The sequence below is a fragment of the Paenibacillus contaminans genome (genome assembly GCF_003285015.1).
GTDB lineage: Bacteria > Bacillota > Bacilli > Paenibacillales > NBRC-103111 > Paenibacillus_V > Paenibacillus_V contaminans.
The window spans coordinates 410,606-427,813 of the sequence record NZ_QMFB01000001.1; the positions used below are offsets into that span (position 1 = coordinate 410,606).

Below are 17,208 nucleotides of genomic sequence, written 5' to 3' on the forward strand. Positions count from 1 at the left end.
ATACCGCAGACCAAAGGTGAGAAATGAGTAGCGTTTACGCCATATCTAAAACACAGAATAAATCGTTTTAGTGAAATGGTAACTAAAAACCCCTTCGATGATTTTGTATGATTTAATTATTACGATCTTTATGTATCCAGTATACAATGGCTGCATGTATTAGAGACGTCTTTGAAAGGCAATGTTGTACGACTTAACCGTTCACATTATATTTTACGAGATGAAATACAGATGAATGAACAACTCGCGATACCGGACGGTTACCAGTTAATTCCCATTGATGCCCAGCTTTTCGTTAAGTATCGCGACACTATGGATAAGACATACGAAAATCTCTGGAACTCGGAGAACGAGTATCTTCAAAAAGCGTTTGGCTTCTGCGTGCAATCAAAAGGAGAGTTCGTCAGCGTTTGTAATACCTTTTTCATCGGAGGTGGCTTGATTGCACCTGATATCGTTACTTTGGAAAATCATCGTGGAATCGGTTTAGCGACAACGGTTTGCAAATCCTACATTCGGAAATGTATAGCATTAGGATTAACTCCATATTGGGATTGCGACGCCGGCAACGATGCATCGAATAAACTGGCTCAAAGACTAGGCTTCTCTAAGATAGGAACCGTACCGATCCTTTGGTGGCATGAAAATCAAGATGTCATAGTTAACTACCTTAAGAAAAATAATTATCCCGCAGATTATGAGCAAAATTAATCTTCCGTTAACTTGGTGCTTAGCGCCCATATTTGCTCAATATTATGGGGGGCGGCCGCAAAGCGGGGGTAATAACTTGAACCGAGTATGTTTTTCAATTGTGCAAAGCCTTTGTCATGTACTGCCGGCCGAATCATCTCTCGATGTTGGTTAAAAAGCTGACCGGTGACATCCTTATATTCATCCGAGGTGCAAATGTGAAAATAGTTGTCGGCCATACCCGCTGGCAAAGGATTCGTTATATTTTGCGCCCATGCAAGAACTCTCCAAAAGGGACTCATTTTGCGGATGGTCTCATTTGACAGCTTTACGCGGTTAATTTGCAGCGCATTAACTTTGATTCCGCGGCTTTTAAACGCTTCAGCAAGTTTGAAGGACAACATCAAAAGCCCCATTTTCGAATCGCCGTACATTTTATAAACGCTGTAAGGCCGCAATCCGCGGAATTCGCCGCGCAGGTTATCGTAGTCGATTTTCCTTTTCGGGTCGAAAAAATGTTTAATGTTCGTCGTACAAGCATGAAGAATTCTCGGGTCTTCCGATTTGGCGAGATGGTCGGCCAGTAAACGGCTCAACAAAAAAGGACCGAATGTATTCGTAGCAAAAGACAGCTCGATGTGATCAGCGCTAAGTTTATATTCTTTTTCGCCATGATTTAAGTAAGCCGCATTGTGTATCAAAATGTCCAAACGGGGGTATTTATTTGTAAATGACGAGCAAAATGCACGAATGGAATCGAAGGAAGAAACGTCAAGCTCCATCAGATCTACGTTACAATTTTTTGAGACATCCTGGATTTCCGTTTGCGCGGCTGTACTGATCAGCATATTGCGGCATGCCATGACCACATGGTACCCTTCAGAAGCAAACTTTAGCGCTGCCGCTTTTCCAATCCCCGAATTTGCTCCTGTGATGATCACGATTTTATCCATGAGAACGGGCTTTCTTGAGTTCATTATTACATTTCACCTTCCCATTTCCCAGCCTTGCGCATCTGCGCCGCCCCGATAATATCAATCGCCGTGCTGTTTAAAATTTGAATCGTTTTGCCCTCATCAAAATCGGCCGGCAGCAATCCGTTGGCCACCATTAAGGAAAGTCCTGTCTGGAAAATTTTCATTTTCAGCAAAATGGTCATAAGTTCCTCGTTCGTGAGGCCTTCAAGATGGGGGTCCTGCTTCATCAGCTCCACAAGATTGCCCATTTCATGTTCATGATCTTGGATGTGGTCGTTTTTCTTCATGACAAGGTCCCGGTATAATACGCTGTATTCTTTAGCGAATCGCAAACTGGCAACTCCGATATCATAAAACGGATTTCCCGTATTTTGCTCCATAAGCAACTGTTTGCTTACGTCGATGGTTTTGTTGACAACTTCCTGGATCAGTTCGTCGACCTCATTAAAATTCACATAAATCGGTGCGATGGAGCTCCCGAGCTTATCTGCGACTTTTCTGATCGTAATGCCGTTGATTCCTTCCGTTCTCGCGATTTCAAAAGCTGCATCGATGATTTGTTCCTTCGTAAACTTTGACTTGGGCGCCATATTGTTCTCCTTACCTTAATGTATTACGTTCGATACATATCATTTGATCTATAACAATGATTTTACATCATAATTTCCAATATGCAACAAAAAATTATCGATGTTTCGGTATCGGAAGCTGTTGACTGCAGAAAACTGGCATAGCTTTCGTATTGTCATATATGGTACATTGTGGATATAAAAACGTGCATCCGGTAAAAGCAAGACTCGTAAGTGACTATGTTTGAATAGAGGTAAGGGATTTGTTCCCTTGCCTTTTTATTTTCTAATGTGGTAACCGGAGCGAGCAATAAGCCTTCTAAAATAAACAGCTGTTTCACGATGTAAAAGGGCAAATAAAAAAATAATCGCAAAGGTAAGGGCAGTTCGCAAAAGTAAAATATTGAAAGGAGCTATGCTATGTCATCGAAAAATGAGGCTTTTTCCAATGCTGTGAGTCAATATTTAGCCTATACGAAAATGCCGTGGGGAAAGCTGTTTTATTTGACGGCGTGGAATCAAATCGACAGTCACTTGGAATCGTTCGAAAACAGCATTTTGGACATTGGCTGCGGATTTGGCATTACAAGTCTGGAATATTCCAGAAGAGGATGTCAAGTAACGGGAATAGATCCTACTCCGGAAATGCTTCGGATAGCACATGAGGATGCCGAGCGGGAAGGTTTGACGACAACTTTCATAAATGCCGATTTTCAGTCCGCGAGCCGATTGGCGGATCGTTATGATACGATCTATTGCCATAACATTCTTGAATATGTCGAGGATCCAAGAGGCTTTATTAAGCGTATAGGCGATAAACAGAGTAAACATGGCATGTTATCGCTCATTGCGCACAATCCGGCGGCTAAAATATTGAAGAAAGCGATCGTTAACAAAGACCCGGAAGATGCTTTGGCAAGCATCGGCAATACCCGTGAGTACAGCAGCATCATTCAAACGGACCTTACGGTTTATTCCATAGAGGAAATTAAGAAATGGCTTCATGAATGCGGGTATGAGGTGCAAAATACGTATGGAATTCATAATGTTTACGGTTACATAACCGACAATGAAATCAAGCAGGATGAGGCTTGGAACGATAAAATCGTCAAACTGGAAATGGAGCTAGGCAAATTACAGCCTTTTAAAGATATAGCGCTGTTTACTCATTATATTGCGACTAAGAGAAGGTAGGAATATTTGGAATAATTTAGTGTGCTCCCTATACAAGAGAACATATGTTTGGTATAATTTACATAGAGCTCCAACCTAGACATAAGAATAACGCCAATTTTCGAACATGGTACACATACATGAAACGATCGGTCTGAAAATGGCTCATTATCTGCTAATCGATTGAGGAGGCTCGATATGGACTACCAACGAGTGAAGTGTATTGAGAATGTGCAAATTCCAGTCAGGAGTTTAGAGGATTCCATTCAATGGTATGAAGAAAATCTCGGCTTTAAATTAAAAGGCAGAGGAAACAGCAGGCTTGCGTTTCTGCAGTTGAATGAGAACGATCATATCAATTTGTGGCAAACGGATGATGAAACGACAATAAATTTTACTAAAGACGGAGAACAAATGCCTGCTTTCGTCATGGTATCCGAAAACATAGAATTGTTGCACGAGGATTTGAAGGGTAGCAACATTGACATCGTTAGCTATAGTGATGAAGGTTTTGCGAAAATAGTAAAGTTCTTCGATCCTAACGGCAATGTTCTTCTCGTGCTCGAATACAAATGATCGTTTATATACGACCTCGGAGGAACTCGTTCCCTGCGGCTCCCGTATCTTTTATTGTAGAGGCTTGATTTGGGCGTAAATCAATTCGTGTAAGCTCCATAGCGAAATAAGTAATCCGTCAGATTTTCTGATTCTGCGGCATCAACATGATATAGATTGCGGAAAGGAGAGATTCAAGCTGACCACGAAGCCGGATCGATCGGAGCCCTTGGGGCTTTGCGACGAGAGTGACGAAAGGCTCGCACAACTTGCGCGCGATGGGGATCGGATTGCTTTCGACGAGCTGGTCGTTCGGCACAGAATGAAAGCATTTACATGGGCGAGCAAAATTACGCGAAATCATCATCTGACCGAGGATATCGTTCAGGATGCATTGGTGCGAGCTTTTCTTCATCTCGGATCGCTTAGCGATGCGGCAAGGTTTCTGCCTTGGCTGAGAAAGATCGTGACGAACCAGGCGTTAATGCGCATGAGACGCGGCGGTCCTTATAAGCGCGAGCTGCCGATATCCGGTTATTCCTTGCCATCGTTGCACCGTCGGGACGTAGACTTACAAGACATGGACGCCATTTTGCACTATTTATCGGATCGTCTAAGCTCTGCCGGCGGTAGTGATGCGGGAACCGATCCGCAGCAAAACTTGGAGAAACGGGAATTTATCGATATGGTACGCGGTTTGCTGCCTTGCTTAACGGAACGCGAGCGACGCGTATTCGAAGCGCACTTTTTTGACGAGTGCTCCCCCCAAGAAATTGCTCAACTGTTCGGCTTGACAACCGGCAACGTGTATAAGCTTATCTCCCGATCGCGCCATAAAATGATGCAGGAGCGCATGGCTGCGACAATCCGCGATTATATCATGCGGCGGAAGGAAGAGAAGATGACGATGAGAAAAATCTTGGACAAAAAGGTTATGCTTGAGCCTTACCAAACCTCGGTGCTGAAGTTCAACAACCGTCTCCATCATGCGCTTATGCTGGACAATCCGGAAATTTCGTTAACAAGTATTGCAGGCAATGCGAATGTTTAAGTTTGTGATTCGCCATGCCCGGGGCGGTGAGCCGACATTTAACTTAAGAGCCGAGAAGTCCCCGACCTCTAAACAACCATACTCACGTAGTGAACGTGTTGGAGGGGGGATGAATCGGTGCATTTCGTTTTGTTGTTTGATAGGAGAAAGGGGAACGTGCATTCCCCTTATTATAGTATAATCTGCTTATGGGGGTGCGTGTATAAATAAGGCTTATCGGTTCCGTATCTATCCTACATCTGAACATGAGTCGATGATTCGTCAAACATTTGGCTGTCTCCGGTTTCTCTACAATCAGATACTGGCGGAATGTAAGAACAAGTCCAAATACGATCATGCGTATGCCGAACGACCGAATCGGCAAACATACCGGACACCGGCAACGTTCAAGACGGATTTTGACTGGCTTCGCGAAGTAGAACCGCAAATCCAGGGAAAGAGAGGAGAGCAACGTGATCCGATGTGTCAAAACGGCGTTTCAAGCTTCAAAAGCCGATCTGGATCGGCTGTTTGCATGCAACCGGATTTCGGCGGAAATTTGGAACCAGTGTCTGATCGTCTCCAAAAACTATACGCTGCAGCACAAAAGGAAATGGATCGGAAAGACTGAGCTTCAAGCGGCATTGAAGCATCATTTCCCGTTGCACTCCCAGTCCGTACAGGCGGTTTGCCACAAATATCTGTTTGCCAGAGACAGCGCCAAACAAGCGAGAAGCCAAGGGTTGAATCCCAAATACCCTTACAAAAACAAGAAGTACTTCAACACCAAATGGGTAGACCAATCGTTCAAAATTAAGGGTAATGCGATAACCTTGAGTCTAGGGGTCCAGAACGGCAAGCGGCAGCAGCCGATTACGATCCTTGTTCCCCGCATACCGGATGCCGCGATCAAAGAAATTGAACTGGTATTTGACCGAAAACTGATGGTGTCCATGAGTTATGACGACGGGAAAGCGGCTGCGGTTAACGAGGGCCGCGAAGTTGCAGGTGTGGATCTGGGCGAAATCCATTCCATCGCGGCCACGACGACCGCAAACCAGTCGATTGTGATTACGGGAAGGAAAGCAAGAAGCATCCACCGGCTCCGGAACAAGAAGCTAGCCGAGCTTCAGAAGCTTATGAGCAAATGCAAGAAGGGCAGTCGGCAATGGAAAAAGTACAAGAAGGCGAAAATATACGTACTCGGCAAAAGCGAGCGTCAATTGCAGGATGTGATCCACAAAACGACAAAGCAATTCGTGCAGTGGTGCGTGGAAAGCGATGTCAAAGAAGTGGTGATCGGCGAAGTGGAGGGCGTGCAGCGCCATACGAAAAAGAAGAAGCGAAAGATCGTGAGTCAAAAACTGTCCAATTGGAGTTTTGGAAAAATCCGGAAGCAGCTGGCCTATAAGCTTGAAAAACACGGAACAAGCATCAAAGCGATCGACGAGAGCTATACAAGTCAACAATGTCCTTGTTGCGGCAGAATGAAGAAGTCTTCTGCAAGAATCTACAATTGTTCCTGTGGTTATTGCGAACATCGGGATGTACACGGGAGCAAAGGAATCTTGTCCAAATATCTACACGCAGAAATCCGGTATTTGGGCGAAACGCAAACGATCAAGTATCTACGTATCGCGTAGTCGAGCGAGAAGTAGTAGAAGGTGAGTACCCACCCACTAGCAAAAGTGTTGCTTACGGAACCATGCCGTTAGATCTCCGCGTAAAGCGAAAGCAAGTAGCCAACCTATTTGCTTGTAGAGTATAACAGTAGGGATGGTAAGAAACCCCTACTTCTAAGCGAAGCGTAAGTAGGGGAGGTTCATCGGTTATGCGAACGGATTACAAGCTTATGATGCGTGGATCGACGTTCTTAAACGAAGAGCGGCGGATCCGCTGGGGCAAGCTAATTCCATAACGGTTATTAGTTAGGCTCGTGAGCAAGCGGCCTGCTTTTTGCGGGAAATCGCTTGCTGGAGCAGGTACCTGAGGCAAGGAATTCCCGATCATTACAGATCCGCAAAGAGCTTATGATATGAAGTTTAAACTTCATATCGAGAGGATCGAGATAACATGCGCTTGGCTGTTCTATCGGATACGCATAGTAATGCAGTCGCTTTTGAAGCGGTGATTCAGGATATTAAGGAGCAAAGCCCCGACGCGATCGTTTTTCTGGGCGATGTGACGATGCGGGGGCCACAGCCTTCGGAATGCGTTGAGCTGTTACAATCTCTTGAAGCATTGGCTTTGGTCAGAGGGAATTACGATCATATGTTCACCCGATTTCCGGAAAGTAAGGATTGGAGGCCGGCAACTTTTAAAGAGGAGCTGAAAATGCGGGCATTCGAATACCATATTTCACGTCTTTCCGCGGCTGAACAATCATGGATAGGAAATTTTCCTATGCAAGAGCGCTTAAAGATAGAGGGTGTGAATCTTGAACTGTATCATGCTTCTCCTGATTCTATGATAACCGTTACATACCCTTGGGCTCCAATTGAAGATCTCGAAAAGCTTCATCGGAATGATAACACCCAAATCGTGCTATTCGGTCATATTCATCATTCGTTCGTGCGTCAGGCAAGAGGCAGGATGGTTGTGAACTGCGGCAGTGTCGGTATTCCTTTTGACGGAGATAACAGGGCAAGCTATGCAATCCTGGATTTGAACGATAAAAATGTGAGCGTACAGCTGCGAAGAGTAAGTTACGATTTCGATAAAGTCATTCGAATTGCAAGACAGAACGCGATGCCGGATTTGGAACTGTTTGAATACGGAATTCGATACGCAAAATATCCTTATTATCAAGAGCTCTGGCAGCAGCTTGTTAACTGAATGGCGAAGAAGTGCGTGTATCGTAAGATAGTCGGCGTGGAGTGTCTTAATCGCTGAATTGTTATCAATAACTCAAGCCAATAAGCATTCCAGTTCATTTCCAGCTCATTTTCCAGGTGGACCCATAGACGTATAAATAGTGTATAATGTTGTAAAAAACCTAAGGTAGGGATTTTATCCAATGAGCGCAAAACGTACATCGCAAGTGCTGCTGGAACGATTGATCGATACAAACGGTTTTGCCGTCCGTAAAAGCAGGAACGACGGAGCATTTTGGTATACGTCTGGAAAACCCGGCCCGTTTTATATCAACACCCAGAACATTGCCGGAGAGCACGGAGCGGAAGCGGCTTTAGAGAAAATTAACCATATTTTGAAGGCTGATCATCCAAAGGAAGCTCAAGCGAAAGCGATATTTGAAGTAATCCAGCACACTATAGCTAATGATGAATCGTACGACAATTCAATAAACGCATTAGTGGATTATTACACATCGCACAGCTCCCACAAACCTATCGTAATATCAGGCGGAGAAAGAAGAGATTGGTTCTTTTCCATTCCCTTTGCAAAGAAACTCAATTTGCCTCACATCTGCTTGTTTAAATCCGGGGAATATTTGGTCACGGATCATGAAGGGAATTCAATCGAGCTTGATGTACGGGGCAGTAAAGTTTTACATGTGGCAGATATTATCAATTTAGCCAGCAGCTATACGAATAGATGGATCCCTATGCTGAAGCATGCAGGCACAGCGTTTACGGAGACGCTTTCCGTCGCTGTTCGCAGTCAAGAGGGAGTACTGAACCTGCAAGCCAATCATGTTTCTGTCGTATCGCCGCTGATTGTCGAGAAGCCGTTATTCAAAGAAGCCTTTACTCTCGGACTCATCAATGAATTTGCATATAACGAAATTATTAGTTTCTACGATTCGCCTGAAGATTGGACAAGAAGATTTATTATCGAGTCCGACCTGGATAACTCTAATATGAACAGTCGAGAAATGGAGCGGTTGGAGGTATTTAAGAAAACCGACCCCTATCAATTAAAGAGTGAACTTCCTGCATTTTTTACATAATCCTATTTCGTGTAAACGGCTGCCGCATTCTGATTGGCAGCCTTTTTAAAATCGGAACGGGTATTTGGTTTTTCTTATACACGAACGAGAACGAATGTTCTATAACAAAAAGTTTTATGCCCGTTTGTAATGAAGAGGTGAAAGCTAACATGTCAAAAGCAGAAATTGTGTTGGTCGTAAGCGTTTCTATAATTCGAGACGGCAAGCTTCTGATGGTGAAAGAAAACAAGCCTGCGGTCAGGAATAAATGGAATTTTCCAGGCGGCAGGATCGAGCAAGGGGAGCATATTTTCGAAGCCGCACGAAGGGAAGCCAAAGAAGAAACAGGCTATGATATTGAACTTACCGGAACAACGGGTATTTACAATTTTATTAGTGACACGAATAATCAGGTTATTATGTTTCATTTTATTGGAGAAATCGTTGGCGGTATCCTTCAAATCGACGGTAGTGAAATCATGGATTGCAAATGGATAACCGCCTCGGAACTATTGATTCCCGGTCTTATTGAATTACGTGACGCGGGTGTGATTAAACAAATAACGAATAACCTCCTAAATGGAAAGCAATATTCATTATCGCTTTTTCATCCTCAAATGAACGAAGACAATGGGAAGGTAATGGGGGAGTAATTGAATAGTAAACGAAACAGACTGCCGGGAGTGCCGGCAGCCTGAAGGTTGCGTTAAACCGATTATGGGAATCGCTTTTACTTTTTCTCCGCGGTGGAGAAGGCGATCGCGGTGTTGCCTATTCTTTGCTTCAATACGTCACGGAAGACGAATGCCGCCACATCGTTTATGTTGCGGAAAAGATCCGCCAAATTATCGGCAAAAAATTGGACGACCTTCGCTTTAAAAACTGGGAACACGGCAATGAAAGGAAGTCTGCGAGAGACGGCAAATTTAAACAGCCGGTTGGATTTGAAGGCGAGGTTGTAAAGTTTTGCGACTTCACAAGGAGTAAGAGTACGCTGAATAGGTTCGATTAACTTGCCTTGGGCGTTCCTCACCTTTACTAGAATACGGATTGAACCGATCTGTCTGCTAAGTACAAGTAAAGTTGCTAGAGCTCGGGCTTTCTGATCTCCGTTCACTCGTATCGTAATGATGAAATCGTTTGATATTTGAATTAGAGGATCAACGCGAACAAGCGGATCATTACCGACTGAGAACAGAATCTTGCTGAAATAGATGTTTTGCGGCGGCGAAAGCTGTACACGCGCTTTTTGGCTTGCAGCTGCCATCATGTGACCTCCTTATAGATTACCCTGCACTATTCTATTAACGGAAAGGTATATTACGGAACAGCCAGTACCTAAAGGTAAAGCCCGTTTCATAGACTTCACGGTTCTTTAAATGAAGAGGAGGCCTCGTCATGCTGGTACAAGATCACAGGAAGCTTCTGAGACAATATTATGAAATGAAATCGGATTCCATTGAAGTCTTGGAAATTCCCGCATTACAATTCATAACAATGGAAGGGAAATCCGGCTTGAATTGGATGGGACTGCCGGAAGAGGATGGATGGCCGATTCCTAAGATCGTAAATCAACTGAAACGAATGACAAAAGAGAATTTAGGATATCCGTTTAGGCTGATGCCGCCCGAGTATATATGGCATGAGAAGCTTGATGAACGGCAATGGTCGTTTACCCGAGTTATGCAAATACCCGAAATCGTAACTTTCGACATGTATGAACAAGCTAGAGCGTATGTGTGTAAAAAATATAAAAATATTCAGGCGGTACCTGAAACGAAACTGGTTCAAATGGAACAAGGCATATGCGTACAAAAGCTTCACCATGGATATCATAAAGATTCTTACAAGACATTTGATGAAATCAAAGAATATGTACACAATAACGGGTTCAAAATTAGAGGCGATCGTCGAGAAATATTAGTAAACTGGTGCAGTCCGAATCCCGATAGATGGACTACGATAGTCCGAGTGCCGATTGAGAGGGAATAACCGGATAAGTTTGGAAAGCATAAAGCCTGGTAAATGATATGTTTATGAGAACAAACAAGCTGAAAGGAGAAGTACAAATGGCAACTATAAGTAATATCCCTGTCGTCAGGGCGGAAATGTTAATTCGCAAACCGGCTGAAGAAGTGTTCGAGGCTTTTGTCGACCCGGCAATCACGACGAAATTTTGGTTTACCAAAAGCAGCGGCAGATTGGAAACGGGCAAGCTCGTCCGGTGGGATTGGGAGATGTACGGTGTACATGACGAGGTTCGCGTGAAAGAAATTGAGCCAAACAAACGCATTTTGATCGAATCGTCGGATGGCACCCAAGTTGAGTGGATATTAACACGCCGAGCAGATGACGAAACCTTTGTCACGATTATAAACTCGGGTTTTACAGGGAGCGGAGATGAGGTCGTCAATCAAGCGATTGATTCGACAGGTGGATACACCATGGTGCTCTGCGGCCTAAAAGCGCTTCTCGAGCACGGTATTTCCTTGAATCTTGTCGGGGACAAGGCTCCCGACGCCCACGTTAATCGTCAGTAGATGCCTGTGTATTACTGGTTGTAACATACACAAATTCAAGGAGTGTTGGCGACTATGGACAAACCATTTTTAGTAACACGGGCAGGGTATACTTATATCCCTACTACGAAGATCGACGAGTCCATTGAATGGTATCGGCATCATTTAGGGCTTCGTTTGATCAATAAGTTTAATGACCGCGGCTCTCAAATTGCCGTTCTGCATTACCCCCATAAGCATGCCATTGCCTTGCTGCTCATCGAAACATCGGACAATAAGCCGCTGGAGATTACAAGAAACGGAGCTGCTTTTCCCATACTCGCCTTAAACTGTCCGGATATTGAACATACCTATAACTTCCTTAAGAATAATGGGGTTCAAGTTGGCGACTTATCGCCGCTCGGTCAGGGAGAAGCGAGATACTTTTATTTTAGAGACAATGAGGGGAATCTGCTTGAGGGAGCCTGGTCGATTTGGGATCCGCAAGATGAGATCAAGGAAACGTTCCTATAAATGCTCATATACCGTTATGTTTTTTAACTTCGGATTTATAACGTGGCAAAGGTAATGAGTAGGGAGTCTGGCGAGAACGTACATTTTACCCGGAGAATAGCGAGCCTAACCTCATAAGAAGTGAAATTTTCTGCACTAGTAAGAGTCTGCTTCGAGCGGGCTCTTTTTTTATTTTGTAAAATAATGTTTTTATTAAAGCCTCGTAAAGACGGTCAAATAAAAACAAGTTTTCGCAAGAAAAAACATGTAAGCGTGTTCAAGTTTCCGGTAGAGTGGAAGACAAGCAAAGAAGGAAGAGAGGATGGAAACATGACAACGACAGCCTTAACGGATAAGCAGCAGCCGCTGCCCTCCTCGTCATTAAAAAAGAAGTCGTATTTCGCGAGGCACTGGCCGATTTATTCCATGATCGTTCCCGGCCTGCTGTTCTTCGTCGTGTTCAAGTACATTCCGCTGGCGGGCAGCATCATCGCCTTTCAGGATTACAACGTGTTCGACGGAGTATTCGGAAGCAAATTCGTAGGGATGAAGCATTTTGACAATTTGTTCGCCTATCCCGAGTTTTACCGCGTGTTCAAAAATACGCTGCTGATCAGCTTTTACCAGCTGTTGTTCGGATTCCCGGCGCCGATTGCGCTGGCGCTCCTGTTAAACGAAGTTCGCAAAATGATGTTTAAACGGACGCTGCAAACGGTTCTTTATTTGCCGCATTTCATATCCTGGGTAATCGTGGGCGGACTCGTCATCAACTTTTTGTCTCCAAGCACCGGATTGCTGAACGATGTGATCAAGTGGTTTGGCGGAGAGCCTGTTTTCTTCATGCAGGAGCCCGACTACTTCCGCAGTATCATCGTCATTTCGAGTATTTGGAAGGAAGTGGGCTGGGGCACAATCATATATTTGGCTGCCATTGCCGGCATTAATCCCGACCTGTATGAAGCCGCCGAAGTTGATGGAGCGGGCAAATGGCGTCAAACAATCAGCATCACGATTCCGAGCATATTGCCGACGATCATGGTTATGCTGCTGCTGCGTATCGGAAATATTCTCGATCTCGGCTTCGAGCAAATCTATACGCTGCTGAATCCGCTCGTCACGGAAACAGGCGAGGTGTTCGATACGTATATTTACCGGGTCGGCTTGCTGGGCGCCCAATACAGCTATACGACGGCAATCGGATTATTTAAATCCGTGATCGGTTTCGTTCTTTTGATCGGAGCGAATTTCATCAGCCGGCGGACGACCGGCAATTCCATTTATTAAAGGGGGTGTAAAGAGATGAATAAACTGACTCCGCCTCAGCGAATATTTTCCGCTTTTAACTACGCTTTCTTGACGATATTCGGCATCACGATGCTGATTCCGTTCGTGCATATTATCGCTGGTTCGTTCAGCAGCTCGCTCGCGATTAAGCAGGGACTCGTCAGCATACTGCCGGTCGATTTTACGTTCGACAATTACAAGGCGGTCATGGCGGATCCGACGATATGGCAATCGTTTAGCGTAACGGTCCTTATAACGGTAGTCGGGACCTTTCTCAATTTGCTGCTGACATGCCTGATGGCATACGCTTTATCCAAGCATGATTTGAAGGGCCGCTCGCTGATCATGCTGCTCGTGCTGTTCACGATGATTTTTCAAGCTCCGATGATCCCTTCATACCTGCTGGTCAAATCGCTTGGCATGCTGAATACGATTTGGTCGGTTATCGTACCGGGACTCATCAGTGCATTTAATATGGTTATTATGATCTCTTTCTTCCGCAACATTCCTGACGGCCTGCTGGATTCGGCCAAAATCGACGGCTGCGGCGAGTACCGCACGTTATTTCAAATCGTTTTGCCTCTATCGCTGCCTTCGCTTATGACAATCGGGTTGTTTTATGCGGTAGGCCACTGGAACAGCTATTTCAATGCGATGATGTACATCCGTGATCCGAACCTGCATCCGCTGCAGCTTAAGCTGCGCAGGCTGATCGTAGAAAGCGATGTCGATTCGATGATGTCAAGCGCGATAGCGACCATGCAATCCGCGGAAGGCATCAAAATGGCGTCGATCCTGTTCGCGACGCTGCCGATTCTGATTGTTTATCCATTGATTCAAAAGCATTTCATGAAAGGCTCGATGCTTGGGTCAGTCAAAGGGTAATCATATAAACAACTCTAACAACAAGAGCTAAGGAGAGGGTCAAGTCATGAAAATGAAAAAAGCATTGTCACTGATCGTCGGCACGACACTGGTAACGACGGCGCTCGCAGGCTGCGGCGCTTCCAAGGATGACGGCAAAACGTCAGGAAGCGGCGGCGAAACGCCGGCCGTTTCCAAAATCTCGGTTGCGCTCGGAACGGGGAATCTTCCGTACGTCACTGGGTCGAGGGATATCAATAACGATAAGTATGTGAAGAAGCTCGAGGAGCTATCCGGCACCGATCTCAATCTGCAGCTCATCCCGCACGAAAACTATTCGCAAAACATTACGCTTATGTTCGCAAGCGGCGAATTACCGGAGCTTCTGCAAACGAAAGGCATCAATACGCAGGAGGTAGCGCCTGCAATCGATGCCGGCAATCTTCAGCCGCTTGACGAGCTGATCGACAAATATGGGCCGAACCTCAAAAAATATATCCCGAAGGAATCTTGGGATTCGGCGAGAGTAAGCAAGGACGGCAAAATATACGGTATCCCGCAGGAAAATCCGATCCTGAATACTACGGTTACGTATATCCGACAGGACTGGCTGGACAAGCTCGGTTTGAAGGCGCCGAAAACGGTTGAAGAGTACATCGAGGTACTTCGCGCATTCCGCGACAATGACCCTAACGGCAACGGCAAGAAAGACGAAATTCCGTTCTCCGCGCGATCGAAGTTTTCGTTCGGAACGGCATTTTTCGGCGCCTATGATGTGCATCCGAAGCTGTGGAAGCTTGTCGATGGACAGCTGACGCCAAACTTCATCCGTCCGGAAATGAAAGATGCGCTCAAGCTGCACCGCCAGCTGTACGAAGAGAAGCTGCTTGACAACGAATTCCTCGTCATGACGGGTAAAGACTGGGACAACAAAATTAAAGGAACCGGCGTAGTAGGCATGTGGGCGCATGACGCATCCTATCCGGACAAATGGGAAAACGACGTCAAAGCGAGTGTGCCATCGGCGAAAGTATCCGTCATCAATTCTCCTGTAGGACCGAGCGGCAAGCCGGGTGGCGTAGACAACATCAACTCGACGGTATCCGATTATGTATGGGTCATCCCGAAATCGGCCAAAAACGCCGAACAAATCATCAAGTTCTTGGACTGGTTCTATGATCCGGCGAATAAGGCGAAAGACGACTTTCTGGAATTCGGGCTCGAAGGCGATAACTTTACGATGGATAACGGAGCTGTCAAATACAACTATCCGAAAACGGCGGAGGAAACGTCCGCGGAGTTCATGCATCAGAGCTGGCTGGCGTTCACTGGGCCGAAAAAGCATCTGACCGACGAATCGTTTATCAAAAACCGTCCGGGCGGCGACAAAATTCTCGCATCGCTGGCGATCGCCAAAACGGAAGGCATCAAGGACGACGGACTGGGCATGCCGGTAATGCCTACCTTGCAATCACGCCCCGAGCTGAATTATGACGGCCTATGGCTGGAATTTGCCTCGAAGGTCATTACAGGCAAAGAATCGGTCGACAAATTCGACGATTTCGTCAACGACTGGAAAAAACGCGGCGGCGATCAACTGATCAAAGAAGCGACGGAATGGTATAACAAAACGCAAAAATAGTCCTGATCCTGAAGCGGACAGGAACGGATAAACGAGAATAGGTTGAATCTTCGTATCCGTGCAATGCTTGGCCGCAAACATATGCGGGAAAGGAGCCCCCGATGTCCCGATAAGGAAGCATCGGGGGTACCTTTTTCATGGACAATATTTCATGACGGTGACGCTCGACACAATCAAACGCCTTGAGACTAATACATCCATAGATATTTTCGGGTATACAAAGCAAGCAGGCGTACAACTTAGAGGTCTTTCGGGAGGAGAGTAAAAATGAATACACTTGCGATTAACGGCGGGACGCCGGTGAGAACGAATCCGTTCCCCAAATGGCCGATATTCGGCAAAGAGGAAGAAGAGCTTATCCTAGAGGTAGTCCGGTCGGGTAAATGGGGCGGATCGACACGCAACATGCTTCCGGTCATGGAGGAAAAGTTTGCCGCCATGCATGATGCGAAGTATGCCGTGTCCGTAGTTAACGGAACGATCGGCTTGACGGTGGCGCTGCAGGCGCTGGGCGTACAGCCAGGAGACGAAGTGATCATGCCTCCGTACACATTCATCGCAACGGCGTCGTGCGCGCTGCTGTTCGGCGCTATCCCGGTGTTCGTCGACGTCGAGCCGGACACGCTGCTTCTCGATCCGGAGAAGGTGGAGGCCGCAATCACGCCTAGGACAAAAGCGATTATCGCGGTGCACATAGCAGGCGCTTCGGCGAATATGACCCGGCTGGGCGAGATCGCCCGCAAGCACGGCCTTGGTCTGCTGGAGGATGCGGCGCAAGGTGTAGGCGCAAGCTGGGACGGAAAGCCCGTCGGCGCGCTTGGCGATTTCGGCTCGTTCAGCTTTCAATCCGGTAAAAACGTGACCGCGGGCGAGGGAGGCATACTGCTGACGAATGACGAGAAGCTTGCGGATACCGCATGGTCGATCGCCAATGTTGGGCGTGTCCGCAACGGTGCGTGGTATCAGCATGAGCGGGTAGGCTGGAACCTCAGGATGACGGAGTTTCAAGCCGCGATCGTACTGGCGCAGCTGACGCGTTACGACGAACAGCTGCTGCACCGCGACCGCAATGCGAAGCTGCTTGACGAGCTTCTGGCGGACATGCCGGGCTTGCGTACGCTCAGGCACGATCCGCGAATGACGCAGCATGCGCATCACATGTACATGTTCGCAATGACGCCGGACGCCGCCGAGCTAGCGGACAAGGAAGCGTTCATCCGGCATGTCAATGCGGAAGGCGTGCCGCTTCATCCCGGCTACGTAACGCTGAACAAGAACGGGGCGATCATAAGCGACATCGAGAAATGGACCGGCGAACGCCGCGAGCAGTTTTGTCCGGTAAGCGAGCGGTTTGCCGAGCGTGAGGGATTATGGCTGCATCAGAATGTGCTGCTCGGCTCGGAAGCCGATATGTATGATGTGGCGGCAGCTCTGCGAAAAGTTCTGAAAGCAAGCGGGTTATAGAGGAAGGAATTGGTACGGGAATCACGTATATGTTATTAAACGTAAAACGGATACGGGAGT

General features: G+C 46.4%; 19 protein-coding genes. 16 read left to right on the forward strand and 3 right to left on the reverse strand.

The features are described 5' to 3' along the window. Positions 1 to 150 precede the first annotated feature (150 nt). A complete protein-coding gene (locus DQG23_RS01930) occupies positions 151 to 711 on the forward strand; it encodes a GNAT family N-acetyltransferase (protein WP_475110180.1) in 561 nt (186 codons plus the stop codon). Here the strand turns inward: DQG23_RS01930 and DQG23_RS01935 are convergent. Together DQG23_RS01935 and DQG23_RS01940 are read right to left on the reverse strand one after the other, a co-directional pair. Next, complete coding sequence (locus tag DQG23_RS01935; RefSeq protein ID WP_238177710.1) at positions 708 to 1,667, reverse strand: SDR family NAD(P)-dependent oxidoreductase; 960 nt, start codon at positions 1,665 to 1,667, stop codon at positions 708 to 710. The two genes, DQG23_RS01930 and DQG23_RS01935, sit on opposite strands and share 4 nt — an antisense overlap. A gap of 2 nt (positions 1,668 to 1,669) precedes the next feature. After that, positions 1,670 to 2,257 carry a TetR/AcrR family transcriptional regulator gene (locus DQG23_RS01940; RefSeq protein ID WP_113029095.1) on the reverse strand — a complete coding sequence of 196 codons (588 nt, stop codon included), beginning with the start codon at positions 2,255 to 2,257 and terminating at the stop codon, positions 1,670 to 1,672. A gap of 399 nt (positions 2,258 to 2,656) precedes the next feature. On the opposite strand from DQG23_RS01940, the gene DQG23_RS01945 reads away from it, so the two are divergent. The 8 genes from DQG23_RS01945 to DQG23_RS01980 all read left to right on the forward strand — a co-directional run bounded on the left by DQG23_RS01945 (position 2,657) and on the right by DQG23_RS01980 (position 9,536). Then, positions 2,657 to 3,430, forward strand: a complete 774-nt coding sequence (locus DQG23_RS01945; RefSeq protein WP_113029096.1) for a class I SAM-dependent methyltransferase — start codon at positions 2,657 to 2,659, stop codon at positions 3,428 to 3,430. 177 nt (positions 3,431 to 3,607) lie between these two features. Then, on the forward strand, positions 3,608 to 3,985 hold the full coding sequence (locus tag DQG23_RS01950; RefSeq protein WP_113029097.1) for a VOC family protein: 378 nt from the start codon (positions 3,608 to 3,610) through the stop codon (positions 3,983 to 3,985). A gap of 208 nt (positions 3,986 to 4,193) precedes the next feature. After that, the gene (locus DQG23_RS01955) at positions 4,194 to 5,015 is read left to right on the forward strand and encodes an RNA polymerase sigma factor (protein WP_113029098.1); all 822 of its coding nucleotides are present in this window, start codon (positions 4,194 to 4,196) and stop codon (positions 5,013 to 5,015) included. Positions 5,016 to 5,217: 202 nt separating this feature from the next. Continuing rightward, complete coding sequence (locus DQG23_RS43670; protein WP_420330197.1) at positions 5,218 to 5,625, forward strand: helix-turn-helix domain-containing protein; 408 nt, start codon at positions 5,218 to 5,220, stop codon at positions 5,623 to 5,625. Then, entirely contained in the window at positions 5,522 to 6,637 is a 1,116-nt protein-coding gene (locus DQG23_RS01965; RefSeq protein WP_420330198.1) for an RNA-guided endonuclease InsQ/TnpB family protein, read from the forward strand. Before DQG23_RS43670 ends, DQG23_RS01965 begins: the two co-directional genes overlap by 104 nt. A gap of 430 nt (positions 6,638 to 7,067) precedes the next feature. Continuing rightward, positions 7,068 to 7,829 (forward strand): metallophosphoesterase family protein, encoded by a 762-nt coding sequence (locus DQG23_RS01970; protein WP_113029101.1) that lies wholly within the window; start codon positions 7,068 to 7,070, stop codon positions 7,827 to 7,829. 181 nt (positions 7,830 to 8,010) lie between these two features. Further along, the gene (locus DQG23_RS01975) at positions 8,011 to 8,904 is read left to right on the forward strand and encodes a hypothetical protein (protein ID WP_113029102.1); all 894 of its coding nucleotides are present in this window, start codon (positions 8,011 to 8,013) and stop codon (positions 8,902 to 8,904) included. Between the two features lie 149 nt (positions 8,905 to 9,053). Then, on the forward strand, positions 9,054 to 9,536 hold the full coding sequence (locus tag DQG23_RS01980; RefSeq protein WP_113029103.1) for an NUDIX hydrolase: 483 nt from the start codon (positions 9,054 to 9,056) through the stop codon (positions 9,534 to 9,536). 77 nt (positions 9,537 to 9,613) lie between these two features. On the opposite strand, the gene DQG23_RS01985 is transcribed toward DQG23_RS01980, so the two are convergent. Further along, positions 9,614 to 10,150, reverse strand: coding sequence for a hypothetical protein (locus tag DQG23_RS01985; RefSeq protein ID WP_113029104.1), 537 nt, complete (start codon positions 10,148 to 10,150; stop codon positions 9,614 to 9,616). A gap of 131 nt (positions 10,151 to 10,281) precedes the next feature. Between DQG23_RS01985 and DQG23_RS01990 the strand changes: the two genes are divergently transcribed. From DQG23_RS01990 to DQG23_RS02020, 7 genes are all read left to right on the forward strand, one after another. Beyond that, positions 10,282 to 10,875: a hypothetical protein gene (locus DQG23_RS01990; RefSeq protein ID WP_113029105.1), complete on the forward strand. Its 594-nt coding sequence runs from the start codon at positions 10,282 to 10,284 to the stop codon at positions 10,873 to 10,875. Between the two features lie 77 nt (positions 10,876 to 10,952). Then, positions 10,953 to 11,423 carry an SRPBCC family protein gene (locus DQG23_RS01995; RefSeq protein ID WP_113029106.1) on the forward strand — a complete coding sequence of 157 codons (471 nt, stop codon included), beginning with the start codon at positions 10,953 to 10,955 and terminating at the stop codon, positions 11,421 to 11,423. Positions 11,424 to 11,477: 54 nt separating this feature from the next. Then, positions 11,478 to 11,915, forward strand: a complete 438-nt coding sequence (locus DQG23_RS02000; protein ID WP_113029107.1) for a VOC family protein — start codon at positions 11,478 to 11,480, stop codon at positions 11,913 to 11,915. Between the two features lie 309 nt (positions 11,916 to 12,224). Beyond that, entirely contained in the window at positions 12,225 to 13,178 is a 954-nt protein-coding gene (locus DQG23_RS02005) for an ABC transporter permease (protein WP_238177711.1), read from the forward strand. 15 nt (positions 13,179 to 13,193) lie between these two features. After that, positions 13,194 to 14,063 (forward strand): carbohydrate ABC transporter permease, encoded by an 870-nt coding sequence (locus DQG23_RS02010; RefSeq protein ID WP_113029108.1) that lies wholly within the window; start codon positions 13,194 to 13,196, stop codon positions 14,061 to 14,063. Positions 14,064 to 14,109: 46 nt separating this feature from the next. Beyond that, positions 14,110 to 15,684, forward strand: coding sequence for an extracellular solute-binding protein (locus DQG23_RS02015; protein ID WP_113029109.1), 1,575 nt, complete (start codon positions 14,110 to 14,112; stop codon positions 15,682 to 15,684). Between the two features lie 267 nt (positions 15,685 to 15,951). Next, complete coding sequence (locus DQG23_RS02020; RefSeq protein ID WP_113029110.1) at positions 15,952 to 17,148, forward strand: DegT/DnrJ/EryC1/StrS family aminotransferase; 1,197 nt, start codon at positions 15,952 to 15,954, stop codon at positions 17,146 to 17,148. Positions 17,149 to 17,208 lie beyond the last annotated feature (60 nt).